Genomic DNA, 26,901 nt, shown 5'->3' on the forward strand with positions numbered 1-26,901 from the left:
GTTTTGGCGATGGCCGAATTACTAACTTCGGAGTCAGTTTGAACTCAATCCGTGGAACCAAGGCTGAACGTCACGCTTATTGGGCTGCTCCCCTCATGGCTCTGATACTCAACTGGGCCGAAATAAGTGAAGGGAGCAGCTTTACCATTACGTAGCTTATTTTCACGGACAAATAAGTGTACCGAGAGTCCAAGCTTTTGGTGTTCGATCAGTTCCCGGCCACGCTTGCTTTGAGGCGTGGTTGAGTTCTGGCTCTGCCAATGAAATGTTTGCTCATCAATCCAATGATCAACATAGCGGTGCTGAACGCCTTTTCCCTGTTTATTTAACGTCACAAGCAAAACATGTGCATTGGCATCTTTCAGAAAGACGTGACCGCTTTGCCAATTGCCAGGATTAAAAGTCGCTCCGAATAACGCCGGAATCTCCTCTCTCGGGATTTCCTGTCCGACAGCCATTTCCAATGGATCTATAATCTCGCAAAAGCGTGCGAACGTTCGAAACTGTTCGATGAGTTCGGGGGTGACAATGATGTCTTCATAATCTGGGTTAGCAGCTTCGAGCCGATATTGACCGACGGCGGACTTACGAACCGTCCGAAGAAGGTATTGTGTGTCGCCTGCCTCATCCATCCGTTCAATCGCGAGCGTTTTACCCGTGATCGATCCAGCTTGATTTGGATTGATCTGCTCGAGCAGCAGATAATCACCGTCTTGAATCGGCTGCTTTCCGCCATTCATAGAGTTACCCGATGCTCGGGCAATGAAATGACGATTTGGTTCTATCCGCCCGTGCCCCAATCCGATGGAACGGTACTCCGGCTCTTCCGCGTTACTGCTTCTAAAGTGCCCACACGCAATCTTCAAGGATGGGAAGTAAGGCAACTCCGTTCCTGAAGGAGTGAGCGGGACTAAATTTTCAGACGAAGATTGCTCTTGCTTGGAAGACTGCCGTGCTTCGTATGAGGCCAGGCGATAATCAATTAACTCCTGCACCATCTCCTCGAAAGGCGGTATCTGTTCACCTTCCAGCCCAATGACGGGCTTAAAGTGATCGCTCTCGACCTCAAAAACAGCTGGGGATTTATTGGTCCAATGATCGACCGGGTTCTTCTTCCAGTACTGTTGCCATTGAGGCGAGGAACCACCCACGTCCTTCACTGAAGAAGCAATTTCTTGATACAGCCTGGGACGGCGTTTCAGTGTTTCCCAAGATGTCTGGGCCAGTTTCGATAGCTTTGGCGGACTACGCCATCCGCTTAGCTGCTGGAACGCGTCTAGCAATATCATTTTGAATGATTTGCTCATGGCTGTCGTTTCAACTTCCAGCAAAAAGCTTTCGTAGAGGGACAAGAGTTCTGTCTCAATCTCGGTGAGATCGTCCATGTCCCGAACCAATCCAAACCAGCTTCCGTGCAGTTTGCGAGTTTTAGCGATACTGGCACCGAAATGATAGTACTCAGTGAGTGTTGGGCGACGACCCAACGTATCCTTCAATACTTGATAGTCTTTTTCAGCGCCCTGATGATCAAGGCCTTTAAGGAAGTCGATCACCTCCAGATCGTAATTGATAAAGCATCCGTCTGGCAGGTCCAACTGGTTCTTTTCAGCTTTCCTGGCAAACTCCGCTAACTGCCGGTGATTCATTGCCTGGCCAATAAGCGCCTGAGGTTTGTGCAGGAAACTCTGGTGGTTACCAACAAAATCCAGAATCACAAGCTTGTCTTTGCCAGTGGCCGCGCTTTTCCGTAGGCCCCGACCGATCTGCTGGAGGAAAAGGATCTTGGATTCCGTTGGGCGCAAGAGCAGCACCGTATCAATAGCGGGCAGATCGACACCCTCGTTGAACAGGTCAACGGAAAAGATCACATCGAGCTGACCGTTCTCCAACTTCTCCAAGGCCTCGCCACGAGACATCCCTGATTCACCGTGGACGGCTGCAGACCTTACTCCCTTTTTAGAGAATTGGTCTGCCATGAAATCAGCATGAACCCGCGAAACACAAAACGCCAAAGTCCGGCTTTGCTTCTGCTCGCCCCATACCCTGTGCACGTGTTTGGCACGTCCGTATGTAGCCAGTTTATTCGCGAGCAGATTGGGATCGAACTTTCCATTACGCCAGGGGATCTCGGTGTAATCGACAGTCTCGTCATAGATGCCGTAGTAGTGAAACGGCACCAGGAATTCTCCCTTAACGCCCTCGAACAACGGATACTCGAATACCAGGTTGTCATCGCATAACGACAAGATATCGGAGCGGTCCGTGCGATCTGGTGTCGCCGTTAATCCCAGTAGAAACTGGGGTGCGAAATAGTTCAGAAGCCGATGATAGACAGGCGCGGCGGCATGGTGGAATTCATCAACAACGATGTAATCGAAATGGCGTGGGTCGAATCGTTCCAGGTGGGTTTCTTTGCCGAGTGTCTGTACCGACGCACAAAGGATATCCACCGTCCGATCGCGCTGCTTACCCATGTAAAAACCAACGCGGCTATTCGGCTTGATCCGCAAGTAGGTTTCAGCCGCCTGATAAAGAATTTCTTCGCGGTGGGCGACAAAAAGAATCCGACGCGCACCCATTTGAACGGCATCAAACGCAGATAGCCAGGTTTTACCCAAGCCCGTTGCTAACACGACCAAGCCTCTTCGGTACCCTTCCACGCGTGTCAGGTCCAGTGCCTCTAGCGCTTCTTGTTGCACGTCATTAGGTGTCGGAACGTCCTGTTTCTCATCACTGCCCGGTTCCAGTGACTGTTCTGGTGGCTTTCTCCTTTTCTCGTACTCATCGATCCAGTTGTCAGTTAGCGGCACAACATTTGGGTGCTGAAACAGTTCATCGAACCTACTGGCAGCCTCGAGGTACCCCGAGTCGGGCGGGAAATCCACCTGATAATTCCATTCCACTCCGTCCTGAAGTGCTTGCCGGCTGATATTGCTGGAGCCAATAAACGCCCTACCCCACATTTGCCGATTCTCAACATGGCCAGCGAAGAGGTAAGCTTTCAAATGAAAACTGCTCCCCTGGCTCTGGTAAACACGTACCTGAGCTCCATGGTCATGCAACAGAACAAGCTTTCTTAGCGCCTCAGAATCAGTGATATCCAGATAATCGCTTGTGAGAATGCGGATACGGGCCGGATCAGATTCTCGCTGGAGCGCGCCCACCAAATCAGGAAACAATAGATTCAAGCCAGTAGTTTTCACAAACGCTACGGCCATCTCTATTCGATCAGCAGCTTTAATTGCCTGGCACAATTTCGGCAGAAAATGACGATCTTTACCGCCCGTCGTTAACTTCTCCGGTGAAGCCGGAGACTTGTTCAGAAGAATGTTCAACCATTGCTCATGCCTATCGGGGCGTTGATCATCAGTGCGCCACATCCGACAGGATTCAAATCCTGGCAGGTCCTGGACCCACTGCTCGGCAATCGATTCATCAGCATCAGTGAAGTGCCGGCCATTGTGGTTGCGCTCCCCCTTCCCAATCTTGAAACTCATGTAGAAGACGCCATCCGGTTTCAGGGCATTCCACAACCGGCCAATGACTTTTGGCACATCGCCAAGAGGCAAATGCAGAAGGCTTGCACAGGCCCATATACCATCGTAAGTATTGGATTCATGGATATCCGAGAAATAGCGATGCCGAACCGATAAACCGGTTTTTTCGCTGGCTAGAGAAGCAATGGTGCCTGAACCATCAAAAGCCGAAACACGGTAGCCCTTTCGACTGAAAAACAACGCGTCCCGACCCGAGCCACAGCCCGCATCTAGAATGTGTCCACCTTCGAGAACTAGCGGCAGGAACTCCTCGTATAGCTCTTCCATGCTGACTTCAAACGTTGACTCGACAAACTCATCGGCATGGCTTTCGTAATAGCTCAGCGTATCCTGCATTAGGTAGTTCCCTTGCGACTAATTAGCCTGGAGTCGATCTCGACCAGGCTACCAGGTGGACAAGTCGTCGCCAACAAACTCCTCGGATCTACTTCTGAACTTCATTTCAGTGAGCAGGACGGCTTTCAACTTAACTGGCCTCAGGCCAATACCGCAATAAACTCTCCAACGACTCTCAAATCGTGAAGATCATCGTCCTCAATAACGATATCCCGATAACCATGAGCGCTAGTGACGGGCCTCAAGATGACTTTTTCGTTAACGAGTTCATCGCCAGAAATCGTTTTTTCACTGCGATACAGTTTGACGGTAAGGCAACTGCCGTTGTCAGGGTCTTCAATAGCACGATGCTGCACCAAAACTATTTTGCCATTTCGCGTTCCGCCCGGATTGGCACTAAAGAGGCACCATGCGCCGTTAGGAATCCGTTTGTTCATGGACTCACCAACAACCTGAGCCACAAACTGGCCCGGTCTGGTGGCAAAATGTTCGGGCAATTTTACCCACTCAAAATCTTCATCGGGAGATTGGAGTTCACTGAATTCGCCTGCTGCTGCCTGTAGGTCGTAGAGGGGCACGAAGCCTTCATAAGGCAGTGCTGATTCATAATCAACTACTTCATACGGGACTTGCAGAGCGGAAACATCATTCTTCTGTTCCGCTATCTGGGTCTCTACAAAGCTACGGAAATGTTGTCTGGTTTCCGCATCGGCAGAGTAGATGTAGCACCCTTTCATGCCTCGCGTCATAAGGGTCCGGTAGGTGTTCTTGATGATCCTATCAGCATCTGCAAGAGCACTCTCCCGATCCTCTTTCAGCCTCTTCTTGTAACCACGTACGGACCGATCGGATTTTGAGCGCGCGCTAGCGTTTGTGACCGCAATCCCGTCCCGGATTACAAAATCATCTCCGATAATCACGCCTACGTAGTCGAGCTCTAACCCCTGGCAGGTATGAATACAGCCAATCTCACTTATCGAATCCTCAGCGATCAGCCATTTTGGGCCGTGCTTGTCCAGATTCCATCTTGCTCTGAAATCATGCTCAGGGAGCTCAATATCGAACTTTGCTGGATCCTTCCTGCTGGTCCAATCCCAGCAATACCCAGCCACCAACCGCGCCTTGTTGGCCCGGCGATTTTTCTCTTCAATAACATTCCGCAGCTCGTTCGGGTCGTCAAAGACCCGAAAATCATAGTCGATGCCATCCAGCGTTGTATTAGCTGTTTCCCGAATTTGCAGGACATGATCAATCCACGCCAGATAGCCATCAGAACCGTTGCAACGGAATTGTGAGCTCAGCTCCAGAACAGTCACTTCTGAACCTGCTTGCCTCGCAAAATGCCTGATCTCTTCCACCGTGCCGATATCTGAGAGTGTGACACGCTGGTCTTCATCAATAAAAAAGACTGAGGTTCGGGCGCTATTGATCAGCTCTTTTATCTGGTTCTCCCCGAGATTCCCATATAGGCCAGACTTCTCGTTTAGCCTGTGGGCCTCGTCAACGACCAGCAAATCAAAAAAGTTTGTCTCAGTATCGGTATAACCACCAGAACCACGAAACAGGTTATCGATGTGGGTTTTGCGCATGGTTCCTGTCAGACGGGCTTTGAAAACTTCCCGCGGCGCGGAATTCTTACTGACAAACTGGGTCAGCATCTCCCTATTGGTTGCTTCAACAATAAGGTTGATTGCAACAACGGATTTCCCCGTCCCCGGTCCACCCTTGACGATGAAAGTCTGCTTTGGATTTTCGCGCCCTTTTTCCGCTAGCTCCAGCGCGGTCTCGTAAACCAGCTTCTGCTCATCGAGCAGAATGAATTCCCTGTTGCCCCGAAGCATCGAGGCAAGGCTGTCAGCTAGTCCTTTTGACGGCTTGATCACACCATGTTCAATTCGATACATGATGTTGTCGCTATCGCCATATCGAATATTCCGCCTGAGGAAATCCGACAACTTCTTAGCATCGCTTGAAATAAAAACCGGCGCCCTATCGGTATGCTCATGATAACGGGAGTCATTAATCGCAGCTCCACTGTCCATATTATGCAGATAAGCGCAGGGCTGAAGACTGATATGTTCTTCTCGGACCGTTTCGTTATAGTCCTCAATCAGGGCTGAGTAAGACCAGGCCTGATAGGAAGGATGGTTAACTTCACGAATGGATCCATTTAGAAATGTTCGGACAATTGCGTCTTTGTCCGTAACCTCTGCCTCAGACCATTGTTTCAGTTCAACAATGATTGCTGTGTCATTGCGCGACGCATCTTTGCCCGTCAGAATAAAGTCCACACGGCGACTGGTCAGTGGAATCGTATACTCAACGGCTACACCTGCAGACGGTGGGATACCCTGATCCAACAACGCGTTAAACATGTACTGAAGTGAATTCTTCCAAGAAGCAATTTCGGATTTTGGGGTTCTTCGTTTGAGCCTTCTCCAGACCTCTTCCTCGATAACCTTCTCGATCTGATTGAACTTCACATGTTCAACGAATTCCGCCTTCGAAGCTGAATAGACGATCACAGATATCCCCTACAACTCATTATATTTATTGGACCTGCCTTTGGCTTTGGCAACAGGATATTTGAGAGCATTTGCCTCTATTTTTCGGGCAGATTCTTCAGCAATATCGACACCCAGAGAATCCGACAGAAGGATAAGGTACAACTGGATATCCGCGATTTCGTCTTTAACGGCTGCCAATCGCTTTTCACTTAGGTTTTTCGAATCTTCCTCGCTGAGCCATTGGAACTGCTCCGACAACTCACCCGCTTCACCACAAAGCGCCATGGTCAGGTTTTTCGGTGAGTGAAACTGACGCCAATCCCGTTCTTCAGCGAATTGCTTCAATTTCAGGCGCAACTCTTCCAGCGAATCCATTTTGATCAAAACCCCTTTGTTGATGCCATAATCATTTGCTCGATCTATTCGCACATTAACCATACTCGAGTGCACCGGTCCACATAATCCACGACGAACATGCAGGCTAAGAACGCTGCTCCTTAGATGCCTGAATATCCACCGGCGCAACCCCCAGGTCCTGCCACTTCTCCGGATGGCAAGTAAACAGCAGTATCTGATGCCGGCTGGCCGCATCAAAAAGAATGCGTTTCATATCTTCGAGCCGCTCGCTGTCACTGTGCACCAGGGTGTCGTCCAGTATCACCAGCGTCGGCCTTCCGGCTTCCCGCAGCAGATCGGCGTAGGCCAGGCGGCTGATCAGTCCCATTTGTTCCCGCGCACCAAAACTCAGTTCGGTGATCTGGCCCAGTTCGCTGCCCCGGCTGAAGGTGCCAGGCCGGAGCTGTTCGTCGACCTCCAGGGAGGCTTCCGGGAACAGCACTGACAGGTAGTGGTTTAGGTGCTTTTGCAGCGGTGCCTGTAGGCGACGTGTGAGGGCCTGGCGTTTTTCCGTGAGCAGGGTCAGCAGCAGATCCAGTGCCTGGGCACGGCGGTGCAATTCCTGATAGCGGCGGTTGCACTGGTCCAGCTCGGCTTCTTTTTCATTGAGCTGTTCTTCCAGCCCTTCCGCACCCCAGGCTTCCAGCCTGACCTTGATGTCCCGGAGTTCCCGCCCCCGGTTTTCCTGGGTCTGGCGCAGGTTATTAACCGCGTTCTGGTAGCGTTCGATGTCCTGTTTGAGAAACTCCGGGCGGGCTTCGCTGATTTCCCGTTCGCGGCGTTCGAGGCTGGCTTGCAATTCGGTCTGTTGTTTTTCGATGTTCGCCAGGTCGGTGGTTATCTGCTGAAGTTGCTGCTGGCGTTCCGGGCTCTTTTCTTCATCCGCCAGCCGCTGCCATTCGGTTTTGGCGTTGTCCCGGGCCTGTTTCAGTGCAGACAGCGTCGCCTGATGCTCGCGGTCATCGGATTCGGCCTTATCCAGCGTGGTGCCCGCCTGAACAAAAGAGGCCTCCGCTTCTTCCAGGGCGGGTAGGTTCTCTTTCTGGTCCGGTTCTGGCGTGGCCTGTAATTGGCTTCTGGCTTTCTCTAGCTCGCTTTCTGATTCACTCTGTTCGTCGACAAGTTGCTCGATGCCGGCCGGTGCCACGGATTTGAACAAGTCTTCGGCATGTTTCTGAGCTCTTCCGGCACTTTCAAAGGCTGAGAGGCGGTCCTCTGCCTGTTCCACCGATGTCACACTCAGGGTCTTCAGCTGTTCTGCAAAGCTGTCCTGGAGGATTTTGAGCTTCCTGCGGGTGCTGGCCAGCTCTTCGCCACCGGGGGTTATGTCCAGGGTACCCACGCCGGGGATAACCACGGTGGATTCTTCCAGAAGTTGCTGCTCGCCTTGTCCGGTCAGCTGCTCGTTGTTCAGTGTTAATGACGCGCTGGCGTCCAGCTGCCAGCTCAACCGGGTGGCGATGGTTCGTGAACGGATGGTTTCTTCGTTCAGGTGGTTCGCGGTCGCTTTCAGGTTTTTGACCGCTGCGGAATCAATCCGGTTGTCCCTAGCCTGCTGCCTGGCTTGCTCCAGCTGCTGATGGTAGTCCTTGGCTTTGGCGAGGTTCTGGGTCAGCACCTGTTTGTGCTGCTCAAGCCGTCGGACATCCTGCTCCAACCGTTCCCGGGTTTGCAGCAAACCGGCAAGCTTGCGTTGCTTTTCTGCCTGTTCGTAGGCGGTTCTGGCTTCGGCCAACCGACCGGTAATGGCCGGGGTCTGTGCTTCTGCCATGCTGAAATCGCGTTCGGCGCGGTCCAGTTCGGTTTTTCGGCTCTCCAGTTGGCGGCTCAAGCCTTCCAGATGTTCTTTGTTCTGCTGCGACAATCGGTGGTTCTGCTGCAGCTGGGAAAGCGTGGCTTTTTCCTGAGCTTGCTGTTGTTCCAGGCGCTCTACCTGCTGATAGCGCGTGCGGGCTTCCTCCAGCTGTCGCTGGGCGTCTTCCCAGGGGCGCTCGGCCTCTGCCTGATCGTAGTCCCGGGTGAGCTTGCCGAGTCGGTCGACCTGTTCCTGATATTGTTGTACCCGTTCCTTCAGCTCTTCGATGTCACGCTCATACAGGGCACGGTCTTTTTCCAGTTGCAGATAGTCGCCACGGGGCTTGCCGGTTCCGGTCAGCAGGGTGTCCCGTTGGCTGCGAACCGTCTCGATCAGGTCGTCGCCCCCGGAGCTGGCCACCTCTCCCACCATGGAATTCAGGGCGGACTTCAGATGATCACCGGCATGCTCTATGGCCTGTTCGATGTCCTGCCCGGTGCCCTGCTCCACCCACAGCAGTCCGGGTATGCCCCAGTGTTCGGCTTTGCTGGCGCCGCGTTTCGGGTACTGGTAGCCCAGTAACTCGGCGAGTTTTTCTTCCGCGTCGTCTTCGCTGTAGCTCTCGGTGCCGACGGTCAGGTCGCAGCGTTTGCGCTGCAGGAAGCTCTTGGTGAGATGCCAGTTCCGGTTGTCGTGCTCGAAATCCAGTTCGATGGTGGGCGCCGCGGCGGAATCGCCCCAGGGGCGAAGGTCGTCAACGGCGGTTGAGCGATAGCGCTCGAAAAAGGCCGCCCGGATTGATCGCACCAGGGTGCTTTTGCCGGACTCATTGGGGCCGTGAATCAGGTTGAGGCCGGGTTGCAGGTTGTCCAGCACAAAGGGTTTGCGGAACTGACGTAGCTGCTCAATGCGCATTCGCTCCAGTTTCATTGGCTGGCCTCCTGTTCCCGCTCTCTGAGCAATCCGGCCAGAATGGCCAGCGCATCCCGGGCGGCATCATCCTGTGCGCCTTCCTGCCCTTGATCTTCTCCTTGCCCTTGACGTTGCCGCAGGCTCTCAATCACTTCGCCTACATACCCATCGGCTTTGAGGGCGGCAATGTCTTCATCGGTGGGGGCAAGCTGTAAGCCGCTGCGCTCGCAACGGAGGCTGCGGAATTTGGCTTCCGCGACCGAGAGAGCCTTCAACAGTGTTTCCTCGCCGGCCAGGGTGACCGAGCCTTCGAGTCGCAGGTCGACCACGGCGGATTCGGGCAAGGCATCCAGCCGCTCCAGCAGTTGCTCAAGATCGGACTGGACCGCCAGGGTTTCCCGCCACTGGTGCCATTGATACCGCCCCGTTGGTAATTGGGTGACCTTGGGTGTTGCGCCGGGTTCGGCAACCTCAACAATCAGGGCATTGCCTGCTTCGTTGTTACGGAACCGTTCCGGCTCGGGGGTGCCGCTGTACCAGGTGCGGTCATTGATCTGCTTGGTGCCATGCCAGTCACCCAGCGCGAGGTAATCGAGCCGGCTGGATTCGGCACGGTCTGGCGCGATGGGGTTGGTGGAATCAATCTCCTCAGACAGCAGGCCCTGGACACTGCCGTGGGCAAGGCCGATCCTGGGGAAGCCTTCCGGCGACTCGTAGCCGCTGAAGGGGTCGGTCAGATCGCCGTAGGTATTGCGCTGGGTCAAGGGTGCGCAGAGTATGCTGAGTTTCTGAGGTTCCAGATCGATGACGCCGGGCTGAAGTGCAAGGTGTACGTTCTCGGGCACCGCACCCAGGCGCTGGGCTCGTGTCCAGACGCTCTCCGCGAGGGCGGCATCGTGGTTGCCAGGCAACATGACCCAGGGGCCGGCAAACGCCTTTGTGGCGTTGAACACCCTCCTGATAGTGCGGTCGGACACCGTTTGCGCATCGAAGACGTCACCGGCCACCAATACCGCATCGCACTGATGTTCATTGGCCAGTTGAGCAAGCGTTTCAATGGCCTCAAAGCGGGCCTCAACCAGGGCTGCACCGTCTTCGGTTTCAAAACGGGTAAAGGCCCGGCCCATCTGCCAGTCTGCCGTGTGCAAAAACTTTGGCATTTTAGGGTCCTGAAAGATCTGGGAATTTTGGCGCTATTCTAGACTACACACGGATACATTACAGGCGTGATGCGACACTGGAGGTCGTTCTGTAAGAGATGGCTTGCTTCGGACGCTAAACGGAGCTCAACCTGCACGTCGCATACTTGAACTTCGGAAAACACTATCGCTTCGCATCAATGCCCAAAATGGGTGAGAGTTTCAATCCGTTCAAACAAAATTTGCTCTCGCTCTGCATTACCACCCGTCTGGCTGTTAACGGCGTACTCAAAGTTGGTGTCTTGCAATAATTGGCTGAATTCCTCTGCCAGGTAACCTCGTAATTCTTCGGGCGCAGTTTTGACCTCATCGATCAATGACTCACGGCCATCAATCAAGGTGAGCAAGTCTTCGATGTCGTGGCTCGAGAGCGGGTCGCCCTTACCTCGGCCCTTGTATGCCTCCAACTTTGTCGCCAGAAAATACGGCGGATTTACCAGTCTGACGGAGAGATCGTCAGACAATTCGTAAGGCATGGCAGTCTTCAGCGCATTGCCATACCAACGGTTGCTGAACCCCAGGACCTGTGGATCGTCCGGCATAAAATCCACTCGTAAATCGCCCAGCTTCATAGCACACACGGGGGCGATTTCTTCCGGGTCTGGCGGCATGTCTTTAAAGCCTTTTGCTCTCAATACCTGCTGCAAAGTATGAAATCCCGGATAGCCCATTACATGGACGATCAGATCCACATCCTCGGTGTGGCGAACTTTCTCAAGTACGAACTCATCGGTTAATAAGAAGCTGGTGGTGCAACCTCCTACGAAGGCCACCTGCTCTCGCAGGTCGGGGCCAAGCGCCTCAGCAACTTTGCCGACCATCCACTTTTGTAACGTCGGTATGCTCATTCACTCACTTCCATGTGTTTTTTCAACAGGTCTTTTGCCAGATTTGCCTCACGCGGGCTGCCTATGCGTATTGCGTCTACCAGAGCCAGTAATGCGTAAAGCTCCGGGTCCCGGCGAACCGCGTGGCCTAGAGTTTTAAATAAAGGGGGAATCTCCAAGCCTTTGTTTTTGCCTCGCGCATCTGGCCATACTGGTAAAAGCTCGCCTGCGCTGAACACTCGATTTTCCAGCACGGGTGCGGCGAATGCAGTACCAATACCCCGCACTAACTGACCGGGTTTGGCAGGAAACACGTACTTGGCACCGTAGACGATGAATTCAAACAGGCTTTTTGTGTTGACACGAGGCACGCCGGAATTGCGATCCTTTTTAGCAAGGCCAACCTCAAAACAGCGGCGCAGTGAGTTGCTGACCTGGGATTTCCCGATGCCTGTTTCCAACTCGAGATTTCGCACTGTGTAGGCTGATGTGTCTACAACGCCTTCTGTCGCTTCTTGCTTTCGCAGCGAAACCAACTTAAGCAACAGGCCGAGATCTTGACTCTTGATTCCATCCATAGGCTGGATGTCCCTAGTTTTTGGACACGGGACAAGCGTTGCTTAGATCCAGATTAATTGCAAGCCCTCACCAACAGATTCCATTACGCCGGGCTCAGACTGCACGCCGCATACTTGAACTCCGGAATCTTCCCAAACGGGTCCAGCGCCGGGTTGGTGAGCAGGTTGGCCGCCGCCTCCACAAAGGCGAAGGGTATGAACACCATGCCCTCGGGCATGGCCTGGTCGGCCCTCGCTGTGAGGGTGATGCTGCCACGCCGGGTAGCAACCTGGATGGCCTCGCCCGGTGCAATGCCCAGTCGAGCCAGCTCCGCCGGTGCCAGATAGGCAGCCGCTTCGGGCTCGCGCTCATCCAGTACCCGGCTGCGACGGGTCATGGCGCCGGTGTGCCAGTGTTCAAGCAACCGCCCGGTGGTTAGAACGATGGGATAGGCCTCGTCCACCGGCTCGTCTGGCGGCAGCGGCCGGGTTGGCGATAGCTTGGCCCTGCCCCCGGCGCGGGGGAAGGCATCGGAGAAGACCACATCGTGCCCTGGCGCGTCGTCGGCCGGGCATGGGTAGGTTACGGAACCCTCCCGCTCCAGGCGGGACCAGGAGATATGATCCAGTGAATGCATGCCCTGTTTCATCTCGGCGAACACTTGCTCAGGGCCAGCGTAGTCCCACGCCAGTCCGAAACGCCGGGCGATTTCCTGGATGACCCACCAGTCAGGCTTTGCCTGCCCCGGAGGCGTCAGTGCGGGGCGGCCCATTTGCACCTGGCGGTTGGTGTTGGTGACAGTGCCGGACTTTTCCGACCAGGCGGCGGCAGGCAGGATGACGTCGGCAAACTGGGCGGTCTCGGTGACGAACAGGTCTTGCACTACCAGATGTTCCAGCGCGCCCAGTGCGGCCCGGGCGTGGGTCAGGTCCGGGTCGGACATGGCGGGGTTTTCACCGAGGATGTACATGCCCTTGATGGTGCCCGCCGTGATGGCGTCCATGATCTCCACAACGGTGAGCCCAGGCTCTGGGTCCAGCTCGGTGTTCCAGAGTTCTTCAAAGGCGGCGCGCAGCTGGGTGTCACCCACCGGTTGATAGTCGGGCAATACCATGGGAATCAGGCCGGCGTCGGAGGCGCCCTGAACGTTGTTCTGGCCACGCAACGGATGCAGTCCGGTGCCTGGCCGGCCCGTGTGGCCGCAGGTCAGAGCCATCGAGATCAGGCAGCGGGCGTTGTCGGTGCCGTGTACGTGCTGGGAAATGCCCATGCCCCAGAAGATCATAGCCCTTTCGGCGCCGGCGTAGGCGCGGGCCACTTCACGAATGGTGTCTGGTTCAACGCCGCAGATTGGGCTCATTGCCTCTGGCGTCATCTCCGCGACACTGGCTGCCAGTGCTCCGAAGCCTTCGGTGTGGGCATCAATGTAGGCCTGATCGTAGAGCCCTTCGCTGATGATCACATTGAGCATGGCGTTGAAGAGCGACACGTCGCCACCTGGCGAAAAACGCAGGCTGCGCCAGGCATAGGCATCCAGCGCCTGGCCCCGGGGGTCGATAATGATCAGTTTGGTGCCGTTTCGAGCAGCCTGTTTGAAGTAGGTGGCGGCGACCGGGTGGTTCACGGCCGGGTTGCAGCCGGTGAGGATGACCACATCCGACTGAAGCGCCTGCATGAAGGAGGCGGTAACGGCGCCGGAACCCAGGCATTCCATCAGCGCCGCCACGGAGCTGGCGTGGCAGAGCCGCGTGCAGTGATCCACGTGGTTGGAGCCGAAACCGGTGCGCACCAGTTTCTGGAACAGCCAGGCTTCTTCGTTGGAGCACTTGGCGCTGCCAAAGCCGGCGAGCGCACTCGGACCGCGTTGGCTTTTGAGTTCTGTCAGCCCGGTGGCCGCAAGTTCCAGTGCCTCTTCCCAGCTTGCCTCGCGAAAATGCGTTAAGGGATTGGCCGGATCAAAGTCGGGGTCGATGCCTTTGGCCACGCCCTCCTTGCGGATCAGCGGCCGGGTGAGCCGTGCCGGGTGCGAGGGATAATCGAAGCCAAAGCGGCCTTTTACACACAGCCGTCCCTGGTTGGAGGGGCCGTCTCTGCCTTCAACAAACAGGATGCGCCCCTGCTGTTCCCCTGCCCCGTTTTGGGCTGGCTCGTCCTTGACGTGATAGGTGAGCTGGCAGCCTACGCCGCAGTATGGGCAAACGGAGTCCACGGTGCGATCAGCTGTGGCGGAGTCGCCACGGCCTTCGGCATCGATCAGGGTGGCTGGCATCAGTGCCCCGGTCGGGCAGGCCTGCACGCATTCGCCGCAGGCCACGCAGGTGCTGTCGCCCATGGGGTCGTCAAAGTCGAAGATGACCTTGGACGCGGCGCCCCGGTGTGCGAGACCGATAACGTCATTGCCCTGCACTTCCCGGCAAGCGCGCTCGCACAAGCCGCAGGTGATGCAGGCGTCCAGATTGACGTTCATGGCCGAATGGGTGGCGTCGTGGCCCCGGGCGTGGGCCAACGAGTCAGACCGTAGCTCGACATGGTGCACCGTAGGCTCATTGCGTTCTGAATGAGCCGGGATGCGTTGGCGCACGGCACTGGCATCAATGGCCAGTTGATCCGCCGTTTGCCACAGATGGCTGGAGCGATCCGGGCTGTCTGCGCGCTCGGGCTGATCGGCCAGAAGCAATTCGAGAACGCCTTTGCGGGCTGCCTGAACACGTGAAGAGCCAGCGCTGCGAACCACCATGCCGGGCGCCGCCTCGCGAATGCAGCTTGCTGCGAGCACCCGTTCGCCCTCCACTTCCACCATGCAGGCCCGGCAATTGCCATCCGAGCGGTAACCTGGGGCGTCTTTGAAGCAAAGGTGTGGGATGGTCTCGCCGGCGCGTTTGGCGACCTGCCACAGGGTTTCGCCGGGGTGGGCCTGAACTTCGACATCGTCCAGTGTCAGGGTAAAGCTGGTGGTCGCATCGTTCATGCTTTTGCTGGAATGGCTCATGGCTGCCTCCCTACCCTTTGGCGATCAGGTTTTGGCTGGCAAGTTCGCTGCGGAAGTCTCGCAGCAGGCTCAGCACCGGATTGGGAGCGGCCTGGCCGAGACCACAGATGGAGGCATCCGCCATCACGCCGGCCAGCTGCTGGAGCGTTTCCTCATCCCAGGCATCCCGCTCCAGCAACGTCAGCATTTTCTCGGTACCTACACGGCAGGGGGTGCACTGCCCGCAGGACTCATCCGCGAAGAAGCCCAAAAGGTTGGCGGCCGCGGCTTGCAAATCGTCCTGATCGGAAAGAACGATCACGGCGGCGGAGCCGATAAAACAGCCGTGCTCCTGCAGGGTATCGAAATCCAGGGGAATATCGGCTTTCCTGGCCGGCAGTATCCCACCGGAGGCCCCGCCGGGCAGATAAGCGAGGAGACGATACCCTTCGGCCATGCCGCCGCAATATTCCTCGATTAATTCATTGAGGGTGATGCCCGCTGGCGCAACATGCACACCGGGCCGTGCGACCCGTCCGGACACTGAAAAGCTGCGAAGCCCCTTACGACCATGGCGTCCCTGGCTGGCGAACCATTCGGCACCCTGGGCGTGAATGCGCGGGATCCAGTAAACCGTCTCGACGTTGTTAACCAGCGTGGGCTGGCCAAACAGCCCTTTCTGGGCAACGAACGGCGGGCGGTGGCGTGGCTTGCCCGGTTTGCCTTCCAGGGATTCGATCAGGGCAGATTCCTCACCGCAAATATAGGCTCCAGCGCCGCGGCGCAGGATGATAAAGCCTGGCTCGACGATGTCGGCCGCTTCCAGCTCGGCCATGGCCTCTTTCAGAACACGGTGCAGGCCGGGGTATTCATCCCGGAGGTAGATGTAGAGGGCTTTTGCCTCGGCAGCCCAGGCACTGATTAGCGCACCCTCCAGGAAAACATGGGGTTCTCGCTCAAGGTAGTAACGGTCCTTGAAGGTGCCCGGCTCTCCTTCGTCGGCGTTGATCACTGCATATCGTGGCCCTGGCTCAGCGCGCACAGCCTGCCATTTGCGATAGGTGGGGAATCCGGCACCGCCGAGACCCCGCAGGCCGGCGTGCTCGAGTTCCTTGGCCAGCGATTCGACGCTCACCCGGCCTTCATGGCAATCGGTCAACAGTCCATAACCGCCGGTGGAACGATAATCCGCCAGACGTTTCCACTGGATTTCTTCGGGGTGAATCTGGCCCTGTTCTACCGCCGCTCCCACGGTCTGGGCATTGGCATGGCAAACGTGATGATGGCCGACTGCAACCACTGGCGCCGTGTCGCAGCGCCCCATGCAAGGTGCACGCCGCACACGCACATGGGCGGGATCGGCCCCGTCAGAGAGCGCCTGGTGCAGCGCCTCGGCTCCGGCCAGTTGGCACGAAAGCGAATCACATACCCGTAGGGTTATTGCCGGTGGTGGCGTTTGTTCATCGTGAACAACGTCGAAATGGGCGTAAAAGGTGGCCGTTTCATAAATGGCGGCCATAGGCAGGTTCATGAAAGACGCCAGGGCCCGGAGGTGAGGCATGGAGAGGTAACCGTAGGCATCCTGAACAACATGCAGGTGCTCGATCAGACGATCCCGGTGGCGCAATGACGAATCGGTACGTTCGTCACCGATCAGGTCCCGCAGCTCCGACATTACAGCCGGCTCCAGCTGCCGGCCACGAAGAGCGGAGCGCCGGCGTTTGACCATCTTATCGTCTGTGCTCATTGTTGTTGACCAGGCGCCGAGGAGCAGAAGACAGCCTTGTTGGCTGGCCTGACTATTTAACAGTCATTGAAGCATACCCGGCAGGATTGCCGCCAGCAGCCTGTCGGGTATGCACCGAACAACGTCGTTTTTAGTTGGCCTGTTTATAATGATTTGAGCTTCCATTGCTGCAATTTACGATTTTCTAGGGCTTGAACGTCAAAACCTGCGGAACAATGTTCGCCCTTCCCCCACCTCCCTGAAGTGTAAAGGCAGACGCCATCCAATAGGTTTTGCGGCGCGGGTCTGATTGGATATCGAGGTAGTCTCCCCATGCCCGAGCGTCGGGCTGGTGGGATGAGGCAGCGCCCAGAGCCATCTGCCAGTTTGGCAGAGCACTTGAATCGGTCTCATCCAACCATCCGACTCCCAGCGTCGGATGGCGGCCACCGCCACCACACACCGCGACTATGCCCACATCGCCCCGTTGGTTCGGGCAAACTGACGGATAGGCCCAGGCCCGGTCCGAATTCCATAAATCCGGCTCATCAATCAGCTCGTTCGTGCTCTTCTGAATTCTCACCACGCGCACGAAGGGAAACGGATGCTGACTGTCCGCCGAAGCTGCCCAGACGAAACCCAGAATACCGCCTGCCTCCCATGCGCCAAGAACGCGATCATCCATTCGGTTCATCCATTGGCTCGTCGCATCGTCGGATTTTGCGTACGGGCCGTCGCCCCACTGTCTGACCGTAACGGAAACTCGCGAAACATCGTCCTCACCGTCTAGCCAGCGAAACACCTCAAGAGATGGCTGAAGGTAGCTCAGGCTGGCGAAGATCGCCGTGCTTCCCATGCCGCGACAAAAACGGAGTGACCCGAATTCATCCGTCGACCAAGCTTCCTGAGACAGCTCTTTGCACGCTTTCAACTGATCCAATGACAGACGCAGCACCACCGCTCTCTGCCATCGGTCGGTGGTTGTGCTGAACACGTTGAATGACAGCAAGAGGTGGTGTTCTGATTCGGCCAAGTCTGGGTAGTCTAGCCAGGTTCCCGCCCACTGGTCGTCGATGTCAGTCGGAGTCGTGTCCCACCAGGTCCATGTGCCTGGCTTGCCGGATGAACTGACTGCGACGCGAATCAGATTGCCGCTGGTGGTCTTGGAAAACTGCAGCAGCCAGATCCACAGCCGTCTTGAAGAGCAGTAGTGAATGAGTTGGTCACAGCAAAATCCAGCACCCGCAGGAGGCAATTCGGTATAGGGGTCAACAAACGCCCAGTTGTCGCCGCCATCGGTAGACCGGGAACAAAACCAGTTGCCTGTCACGATAATGCGTTTGCCGGAGCACGCTAAAGCCGGTTCCAGAATGGTACCTGCCTGCCCTCCGATGTCCGTCTGGCTCAACCGCTTCGTGTCGACGATGGTCGTCATCGTTTTTTGCCTTTCCGACTTTTTGTAACCTCGTCAATTATGGCCTCGGGTGGTGCAGGTGTTTCCTCTTCCGATTCGCCTCCAGCTTCCGGCTCTGGCTGGCTTTCCGATGCCGGGCGAGAGGTTCTGCCGGGCCCCGGCGCCTTTCGGTACGGAGAAATGTTTTGATCTTTCTGATCGAAATCTGGTTTCCCGGGCGTTTGGTCCGAGGCCTCCTGTTCGGCTGTCTCCTTCGCTGGTCGTTTTTCAGGTGCCTGGTCAGTCAAAGAATGACGTTTTCCCACACCTTTCTTTTCTTTGGGCTCTGTCATTCACGCCACCAGTCGCACAATATATCCACCCATTACGGACCAGAACAGGACGCTATACCAGCGCTCTCCCAGCTCTCTGTTTATGGTCTTGCCCAGAAAAGTACAACCCGCCATAACCGGGATCAGAATACCTGCCAGCATCAGATGCTCGGTTTGAAGCAAACCGGCCTGACTGAAAACGAAGGCTTTGGTCATATCGCCGACCAGGGACACCAGCGAGGCGGCACCTACAAGGTAGAAGCGTTCGAGCTGAAGGCTGCGCAGGGCGACACCTTTCAGGGGCCCCGACGTGCCCGAAATACCCGAGGTGCCGCCAGAGAAAAACGCAAGGCCAACGCCCCAGGCTTTTTTCGCCCGGTGATGTGATGAGAATTCCCACAACAGGGTCGCAAGAATCATCAGCGCAACGGCATATCGAACCCACAGTTCAGGCAGTTGGAGCATTAAGGTCGCTCCCAGTGCACTGCCCAGAAAAACGGCGACAATGACAGAGCCCGACGCTCGCCATGGCAGGTTTTTTCGATACACCGCCACCTTCGCAACGTTGTTGCAGGCTAACAGCAAAGCGGCCACGGCAATTCCCTCTTTGGTGCCGATCGCCATCATCATGGCGGGCACCAGAATGAGAGAACCGCCAAGACCAGCCGAAGCGGAAAGAACAAACGAGGCCGGGATCGCCAGCGTCAGAATGATGATCGAGATCGTGTCGATTTCCATAAGGGCACCCTTGCTTAGGGGAAAAGTTGATTGCCAGGCCGCGGCCAGACACTAACGACCCGTGCTGCAGCGTGAGGCCAGTTGCGCACCAGATTCTCGACCGAGGTGACTGGACCCGTCGGCACCGCCGAAAACACGTCATTGGTTGAACCGACAATGGCCAGCAGCAGTACCCGATGCCCCGTCGACACAGCAGAGAAATCCACATTGATGGAAACAGCTCTGGGCATACGCGCGGCCAGGTCGACCGACAACCGGTTCAAGGGTGTACCGTCAGCCGCCAGAGATACGTTCCACCCTGCTGGTGTGGGCTGCGGTGCTCCGCCGGTCAGGCTCCGGACATAGGGCAAAAGGTTTGTGCAGTCTGTTCCCAACAGAGTGTTCTGTGACGCTCCTGATCGCCATAACAGCACAGAAAAAGCGCCATTGGCGGCAACCGGGCGGGTGTCCCGATGATGCAACAGTACATCCACCGTGCTGCGCTCTCGATACACCTGCCAGACCGAGTTCCTGTCACGCCGAGGCACCACCGTTTCCATCAGATCAATCTCCGAACCGGGTAGCGCCGGTACGGCCGCGTTTTGCCACGGTGCCCTGTAAACACCGGGCGAGCCGTTCTCGTCCAGGGCGTTGGCCATCACATCCGTCCACAGGGCGGCATCTATTCGTCTTGCGCCGGGGTTTGCAATGCCTCTCAGGCGGCGGTGGCGTTCAACAAGATCACCCATTTGATCGCTCCACTCACCGTTTGGAATCACGCTGGGATAAAGCCACCGAAAGGCGGTTTGAAACGTCCAAAGTTGATAGCGTAAGTTGCCGTTCCAGATGTTGGTTCCTCGAAACGATGGCGTGGTGCCTACCGGGGCCTCTGGCCGCACAACGATATCCGGACTTGCAAAGAAAGGCTCTGCGGTGGCCCCCGGACGACGACGGGGATTTTGCATGGGCGTCGGAAACATTCGGCGGTCGTCCCGAAGATGAACCCGCACATAGGTTCGGGCAGGCTCAGGCGCAGCAAGATTGACCTCCCACACGCCTCGGGACTGCAACGTGGCTCTCATCAAACGGGGTGACGTGGCCGCGCCTGCGGGGTCCTGCCAGATGTGAAGATCCTGCACGACCGCTTCCGGTAACCCGTTCACGAATAGCTGCCAGGGGCCGTGGGCGTTACCCGCGATTTTGGTTGAGGTCCATACGGCAGTAGACGTGCCGACATAAACGGTATTGGGGTTGGCCGGGTCAACCGTTACGGAGTACGCCGGATCGATCGGGCTGGCCGCAATCGGTGGCATCGGCGGCAAGGCCTGACCAAGACCGGTCAGCCGGCAACCGCCGGCGGCATCATCGTAGTAGAAACAGGAGTCTGCAGCGGCGGTTGGCGAGGCGGCGGCCACGGCTGCGGATGTCGGCGTTGCGGGAATGGCCGGGGTCCAGGTGTTGGTTTGGCCGGTGGTGACCAGATAAAAATCGCTGGTTCCCGGTACCGGAGCAATATCCGTAAAAAACGTTGCCTGTGGCGTGACCAGCGGTGCTGCGGGTGCCGCAACCCCCGGCCCAATCACCGCTGTTGAGGTCCAGCGACCCGGATTCCCCGGATCCTCGCTGTAACGGATAACCCCCTGGTTGAATAAAGCCAACAGATTGCGTTCATCAACCCATTTCACCGTGACCACCGGCCCAAAACCTGCTGGCGGCACCCCAAAGGCCATATTGGCCGCTGTACTCGGTGTTCGATTGCCCGGACGGCCATCCCGCCACTGCACGAACGTTCCGACGGCGGTAATGGGCAACACTCGCCAGGTGTTCGGATTGCTGGTACCCAGATTGTCGGTCACCCAAACCCGATTGGTTCCCAATGCAATTCTCGCCAGGTTGCCGGCGGCTCGTCGCACAGTGTCGATGCCTGAGTAAAAATTACTCGCCCCGTTTGCTTGCTCCGGGTCATTGTTGACCAGATTACACGGCGCTCGATATCGGCCCGCCGGGTCACAGGCCCAGTCTGCGTTAGCGAATTGCCCCATCACGTAATGGGACTGAACGGGATGAAAAGTCACACCACCGCCGTCGCCCTGCATGGACGTTTTCATCTCCCAAACGGTGCTCCCCACCCTGACCTGCCGGCCATTGTCCTGACACCCGAGCATCGAAAAATGACTGGATGTGGGGTGACTTGCGCTGAAGATGGATTCGATGGAGGCAAGACCCACGTTTCGGCTGCTGAACGTGTTGGTTTGCCCGTCACGGAGGGAAACGAATACCCCGCCATCGCAACCCACCCAGATTTGTCGGGATCCGTCCGCATTGGTGGCTTTCTTAAGAGCATGCACGTCCGGGTGGACCGCATCACCGATCAGTCCTGGCTGAGTGGCTCCCGCGTTCGTACCGACGGGCTGATCCGATACGGCCGGCGATGGCACGAGGTTATTGCCGTTCACATCGAAGGCCCAAATCGACGCGTTCCAATTATTGACCTGAATCAGCGACCCGCCGATATAGACCCGGTCTGTCCGAACCGGCGGAGGGGCCAAAGCGGTATTACGGGTCGTGACGACGATGGCCTGATCATAATCACGCTGGCCTGGCCAAAGATTGGCAGCAGATGGAACGTTATTCAGTGGGTTAGCAACCGGCGCAGGATCGCCGGGGTTGGCGATCTGCCAGACATGGGGTACGGGATTACCGCCGGGGGGATTGGTGTTGACTTCACCCAGCACATAGAGGGTGTTGTTGTCGTCGTTCACCGCCATGCTCATTCTTCCATCCAACCGTCCCGTGGCCGGAACCGTCGGCGCTGGGAGAAAGTTCTGCGTAATCCAGTTGAAGGTGTTGCCGTGATCGTCCGAGAACGCGATACCTGAACTGCGGAAACACACGAACAGTCGATTGCCGACATAACACAGGTCTGTGGGGGCCCGGTTAACCTGGGCCATGGTTGCGGCGTTTGCAGGCGGCGACGGTGCTGGTACAGGCAGCGGCAAAGCCGCCCAGGTAAACGCCAGGTCACCACCCACCATGGATCGCGTGCCCAGATAAAGCCCCCCGCCCTGGGTATTCCAGTTAAGATCCAGGCCACCCGAGGTTGCGGCAATCACCCGGTCACCGGCAGCACCGGCTGCAGAGCCCGGAACCCGAACCATCCGTGAAATAGAGACTCCCTCCAAAGCGGCAATGCCCGCTGAGGTTTCCCACGGGTCCGAACTGACCGTGCCGGCTGCGGGTCCTGTTGCGGCAAGAATGCCAACGCCGCGAATAGGGTTCGCACCATCAACGCCCTGCATGGCGTCAAATTCACCGGTACCCACCATCACAGAATCAGCAGCGGCGCTAGCACCGAAGTTCACCAGCAAACACCCACAAGCGAGGGCGCTGGTGTTCCCGCCAAACCGGCGGGGCTCGTTGGCCCAGCCGCCCACGGGTTCCCAGGTAGCACCGCCGTCGTCGGTATACCAGACGCCGCCTTTGGCGGTACCTGCGTAGGCCCGTTGGCCATCGGGGCTGATGGCCAAATCACGAATTCGCCCGGAAACTCTCGGCCTTCCCTCAGCCTGCCCTTGGCGAACAACCGAGGGCCCGATGGGTACCCAGCGATTGGCATTGTTCGCAGGAAACGCCATGGGGGCTGGACCGGGGCCCGCGGCAGCACGTGCAGAAGGGCTGGCCGGTGGTTCACCGAATGGACCAACACCCTCACGCTCCATGAACGCTCTCATTGAGTCGGCCAGCGCCTGTTTGTCCGGTGAACCTGATATTGAATTCAAAAAACTGTCTCTCGCGACCGCATTTTTTCGTTTCTCGGCTTTCCGTTTGCGGCGCCTTTCCAGCGCCTGCTCCTGAGCGAGAGTCGGATCTGCAGGCACATCACTCATGACTGATCCTCCTCAATGATCCGAATCCAACCCTCCTGGAACTCGTGGGGCGTTCGCGGCAGCAATGCTGACTGTGTAGCGGAAACGATGGGGTCGTCTCGCCAGGTTAACGGGCCGGTGCGGCGTGTGAATTGTTGTTTCTCGCCCAGAAGATTGACCTTGGGTAGCCTTATCTCTTCCGGATCAACGAGCACCGGACCTACACGGATGGAAGGAATCACTCGTTTTAGACCCTGATTGATCCAGGCGTCATTGAGGGCCAGGGACTTCTTTGGCAGAACTCCGGAGGTTAGATGTACCTTGCCAGCAGGCAGCATCAGTAGCGTCAGGGTATGGCAGGTGCCGGGCCGAATGTAGAAAAGATCTTCTTCGATCAGATAAGGATGGCTGAGCGGCTGGACATCGGGCACGCGAACCTTGCCCAGTAAACCCAACTGCCCACGCCGACGGCCGCTCTCCCGGGCTAACGCACCGACGGCTTTGTCGACGAGATGGAACTGGTCATAGTTGTCATCCACGAAATAACCGAGCAAACAATCGTCACTGCGCTGGAGATCCCCCAACCGTACTGGAAATGCCTGATCCCGAAGCGCCTCGAATGCGGCCTTCCGCGTATTCGCCGTGTCGACTGAATCCACCCGCACATCCTCGAGATCGTCAGGCACATCCAATCTCAGCGTCGCTTTAACCACAGCGATGGGACGACCTACCAGGCCGGCAATCGACGACGACCCCAAAGTGCTGTAGGTATCCACTGTCCACAATGTGGTGTCGATTGCCCTCAGCAAACCGGTCAGAGAGCTTTCGGTGTTTGGCAGCTCTCCCTTCCGATGCTGCACGTCCGTTCTAATAACACCAACAACAAGATTGCCGACGGGCGCTGCATCGGGCGGGAGATCCGCCATAGGCCCAGCGCCCGGGGGCAAGGGCCGCCCCGGAGCGGGCTCCCAGCGAACCGCGCCGGTCAGCTCATGATGACTGATCTGGCCCAATGGATTGCCCCGAGTATCGAAAGCTTCGAGAGATTCATCAATATGGTCTGGCAAAAGGAAGCCAGCGACAGGGTTAACCGCCAGTGTTGGCTCCAGCTGATTCACAAAAGCTTCTGGAGCCAGGGCCGGGGCGCCCTGATACGCAGGGTCAACCAACCGGAAAAGCCAGCGTCCGCCGCCTTGTATGCGTAGTGGCATCTTCATGGCAGACGTGTCATCTGGAATTTCCAGTGGTGTGGTGGTTTGAATGTCCGTGGTGGGCACATCGAGGACACGTCCAAACGCATCCACCAAACGCAGTGCCTTGAAGGAAATGGTTCCCCCAAACAGGGTCAAGGGATCGGCAATGACCTCCGGTCGGTCATCGGCACCAGGCTCGGAGAAAAAACCGCCCAGATAGTCCAGACCCAGGAGTTGTTCCCTGACGCCGTCCAAAGAGGCCGACGCCAGATCCTGTGGTTTGATGAAATCCGCCAGGGTATTCAGCGTGTTTTCCTGTGAGTCCGTCAGAGTATCGCCTGTGGCTTCCCGTTCCTGCTCAGCCGCAACCCAACGGCTGATACCTGCCTGAAGAGCCGTCCCTAAACCCCGGTGGAGAGGGCTACGTCCTATAATTTCAATCATCTGGACATCATTGGCGTCGGTTCTTCGAACCATCTCCAATTCATCGAGCTGCCAATCGCTCAGGCGAGTCGAGCCTTCCAGTTCGATCCGCCATTCCAGCCAAAGCGGCACCCATGGCTGACGCCAGGCAGTAACGCCCAGTGGGCTCGGGCTCAGACCATCAAGGTAAGAAGCAACCGCCAGCTGAGCCGCGACCTGCCTTTTCAATGACGTATTGCGGAAGGAGAATTGCTGCCAGGTTTCTTGTCCTGGCGCTTGCGGATTCGACAGACTGCCGGACAGTGTGTATTCCCCACTGCCGTCATAGCGGCCATCTGCAGAGTAAAGCCGGAGCATTTCTCCTTCGATGCGGCTCTGATACTGGGGACGAGCGTCTTCTTTGTCGGTGGCGGCATTGGCCAGCCAGCGGCTGCAGTATGGGTTCAAAACCAAAGCTTCACGAACAATGGTCAACACTTCCGGAGGGATTGCACCAGATCCCAGCGTGGGCACCAGGTCCTTCGCCTTGACCACACCCTTGATGCCTTTCACTGCCTCATTGGGATAACGGCAGCGCAAACGGCCGTTATCGTCGTGCAGTCCGTCATAATGATGGCGAAGGCTCGGCTTCGCGCCTTTTATGGCGAGCGACGGCGGCTGGGGAATGAAAAGACGCGGGGCGGGTCGTTCAACGGTGCGCCGGTCTTTGAGAGCGTTCTGAACCGCCTCGGATTTAAGCTCGAACGGGGGGGCTTTCGGCGCTTTCATCTCCTCACTGAACACCACTTTGTCGCGCCAGCGAGGCAGCGGCGACACCAGCTCCGCGGTGCTCTGCTTGCTCATCCGCGCCCGACCTTTTCGCCCGACCGACGTGGCGTTAACCGAGGCAGAGTCCTCGACGCGCAAATGATCGAGCTTGGCAGCAGGCAAGGGTTGGCCAGGACGAGAGCTGAACATGTCATCGTGCTCTCTTTCGGCAATATCCCGAAGCCCATCTTGAGTGCCCATTCGGTCCATCAAATCGCTGGTGAATGCCGCGGCCAGCATTTCAGCGGCGCGTCTCTGGGAAACGCTGTCACCGATGACATCCGCACCCAGGGCGGTAACAAGATCGTCGGTATCAAACCCGGCCGCCACCGACAGGGCATCTGAAGAGGGGCGCTCGTCAATGGCGGGCAGGCTTTCCCCGATGGGCACGCCAGAAATCATGCCGTGGAAGAGTGACATGAAGGTGGGAGATTTCTGGGCAATAAACAACTTGGACGCTTTATCCACCGGCAGGCCCATTTCCGGCGTCATGTCGGCATAGGTGAAAGATTCGACCCGCCCTTTTGCCACAAACTTGGTTGGCGTTGCCTCAGCTGGTTGCTTCATTTCCCCTTTTGATAACAAGCGTTCCAATACCGCCAGATCCGGTTCATTGCTGGGCGGCTCGGCTTCCGGGTCCAGATACCAGCCAAGATCGGCCATAACATCCAGCAAATCTTTTTTGCTGACCACGGCCAGAGGGTCGTTGTCCATGTCCGTATACCAGCCCGCCACGGTGTAGGTGGCGGCGTCTTTCTCAAAGCCGTCTTTGGCCGTTTCTCGAAGATCTGGCAGGTCTTCCAGGGCGTCATGAAACGCGAAACGCGAAGCGCTGGCGTGGTAGGACGCGGTCCAGAGCGGTGATCCGCCGACAGTCCCATCCAACGGGTCATAGGTGGGTTGTTCTGAGGTGCCGAAATTCGATCCATTAAAGGAACCCAATGGACGAATGCTCGTGGTTTTCGCATCGATCACCCAGCCTCTGATCATCGGCCGTTTAATCCCGACGGGGAAAAGCGCTCGCACCACGACCCAGTGATTGGGCAGCTCTGTCATTTCCAGCTCGCCGCCTGCTTCTGATTCTCCACCCCGGAGAAGGGCATCGGGAAGCGCCCAGTGCAGGTGAACACCGTTTGCCGGAACCTGCCCCTCGGCAAAAGGCACCGGATCGCCTGGTCCGCCGGTTACGGGCACCAACGGTTCCGGATTGGATTCGCTTGCCACATAAGCCTGAACGTCAATAGGAACGAATATGCGTTTGTTCCGCCGCAGGTCCGGGTCCCAGGTGTTGACGGCGGCCAGATCGGTATCAGCGCGAACCAGCCAGGCCCAGCGCTCGTCATACACCGCTTTGGTGAGGGTCTTGTTCTTCAGTAGATGTTTGAACAT

General features: G+C 56.9%; 14 protein-coding genes. All 14 read right to left on the reverse strand.

The window, feature by feature from the left end; genetic code table 11:
- Nucleotides 1-44 precede the first annotated feature (44 nt).
- The 14 genes from B3M52_RS05530 to B3M52_RS05600 all read right to left on the reverse strand — a co-directional run bounded on the left by B3M52_RS05530 (nt 45) and on the right by B3M52_RS05600 (nt 26,901).
- The gene (locus B3M52_RS05530) at nt 45-3,893 is read right to left on the reverse strand and encodes a DUF3427 domain-containing protein (RefSeq protein ID WP_286749085.1); all 3,849 of its coding nucleotides are present in this window, start codon (nt 3,891-3,893) and stop codon (nt 45-47) included.
- Nucleotides 3,894-4,033: 140 nt separating this feature from the next.
- Nucleotides 4,034-6,418: a DNA/RNA helicase domain-containing protein gene (locus B3M52_RS05540; protein WP_339664918.1), complete on the reverse strand. Its 2,385-nt coding sequence runs from the start codon at nt 6,416-6,418 to the stop codon at nt 4,034-4,036.
- Nucleotides 6,419-6,427: 9 nt separating this feature from the next.
- Entirely contained in the window at nt 6,428-6,838 is a 411-nt protein-coding gene (locus B3M52_RS05545) for a nucleotide pyrophosphohydrolase (protein ID WP_007152292.1), read from the reverse strand.
- 43 nt (nt 6,839-6,881) lie between these two features.
- Nucleotides 6,882-9,521: an AAA family ATPase gene (locus tag B3M52_RS05550; protein ID WP_286749086.1), complete on the reverse strand. Its 2,640-nt coding sequence runs from the start codon at nt 9,519-9,521 to the stop codon at nt 6,882-6,884.
- On the reverse strand, nt 9,518-10,663 hold the full coding sequence (locus B3M52_RS05555) for a metallophosphoesterase family protein (protein ID WP_286749087.1): 1,146 nt from the start codon (nt 10,661-10,663) through the stop codon (nt 9,518-9,520). Before B3M52_RS05555 ends, B3M52_RS05550 begins: the two co-directional genes overlap by 4 nt.
- A 176-nt stretch (nt 10,664-10,839) precedes the next feature.
- On the reverse strand, nt 10,840-11,550 hold the full coding sequence (locus B3M52_RS05560) for a hypothetical protein (protein WP_036207907.1): 711 nt from the start codon (nt 11,548-11,550) through the stop codon (nt 10,840-10,842).
- Nucleotides 11,547-12,107: a hypothetical protein gene (locus B3M52_RS05565; protein ID WP_036207909.1), complete on the reverse strand. Its 561-nt coding sequence runs from the start codon at nt 12,105-12,107 to the stop codon at nt 11,547-11,549. Before B3M52_RS05565 ends, B3M52_RS05560 begins: the two co-directional genes overlap by 4 nt.
- An 83-nt stretch (nt 12,108-12,190) precedes the next feature.
- Complete coding sequence (gene fdhF, locus B3M52_RS05570) at nt 12,191-15,076, reverse strand: formate dehydrogenase subunit alpha (RefSeq protein ID WP_286749088.1); 2,886 nt, start codon at nt 15,074-15,076, stop codon at nt 12,191-12,193.
- A gap of 10 nt (nt 15,077-15,086) precedes the next feature.
- The gene (locus B3M52_RS05575) at nt 15,087-16,802 is read right to left on the reverse strand and encodes an NADH-ubiquinone oxidoreductase-F iron-sulfur binding region domain-containing protein (protein WP_286749089.1); all 1,716 of its coding nucleotides are present in this window, start codon (nt 16,800-16,802) and stop codon (nt 15,087-15,089) included.
- Between the two features lie 184 nt (nt 16,803-16,986).
- Entirely contained in the window at nt 16,987-18,216 is a 1,230-nt protein-coding gene (locus B3M52_RS05580) for a hypothetical protein (protein ID WP_286749090.1), read from the reverse strand.
- Nucleotides 18,213-18,527, reverse strand: coding sequence for a hypothetical protein (locus B3M52_RS05585; RefSeq protein ID WP_286749091.1), 315 nt, complete (start codon nt 18,525-18,527; stop codon nt 18,213-18,215). Before B3M52_RS05585 ends, B3M52_RS05580 begins: the two co-directional genes overlap by 4 nt.
- Nucleotides 18,528-19,244, reverse strand: coding sequence for a sulfite exporter TauE/SafE family protein (locus B3M52_RS05590; protein ID WP_286749092.1), 717 nt, complete (start codon nt 19,242-19,244; stop codon nt 18,528-18,530).
- Between the two features lie 14 nt (nt 19,245-19,258).
- Nucleotides 19,259-23,110, reverse strand: coding sequence for a hypothetical protein (locus B3M52_RS05595; RefSeq protein ID WP_286749093.1), 3,852 nt, complete (start codon nt 23,108-23,110; stop codon nt 19,259-19,261).
- Nucleotides 23,107-26,901: a hypothetical protein gene (locus tag B3M52_RS05600; protein ID WP_286749095.1), complete on the reverse strand. Its 3,795-nt coding sequence runs from the start codon at nt 26,899-26,901 to the stop codon at nt 23,107-23,109. The genes B3M52_RS05595 and B3M52_RS05600 overlap by 4 nt, the downstream gene beginning before the upstream one ends.

This window comes from Marinobacter sp. UBA2688, assembly GCF_002352785.1.
Classification (GTDB): Bacteria; Pseudomonadota; Gammaproteobacteria; order Pseudomonadales; family Oleiphilaceae; genus Marinobacter; species Marinobacter salarius.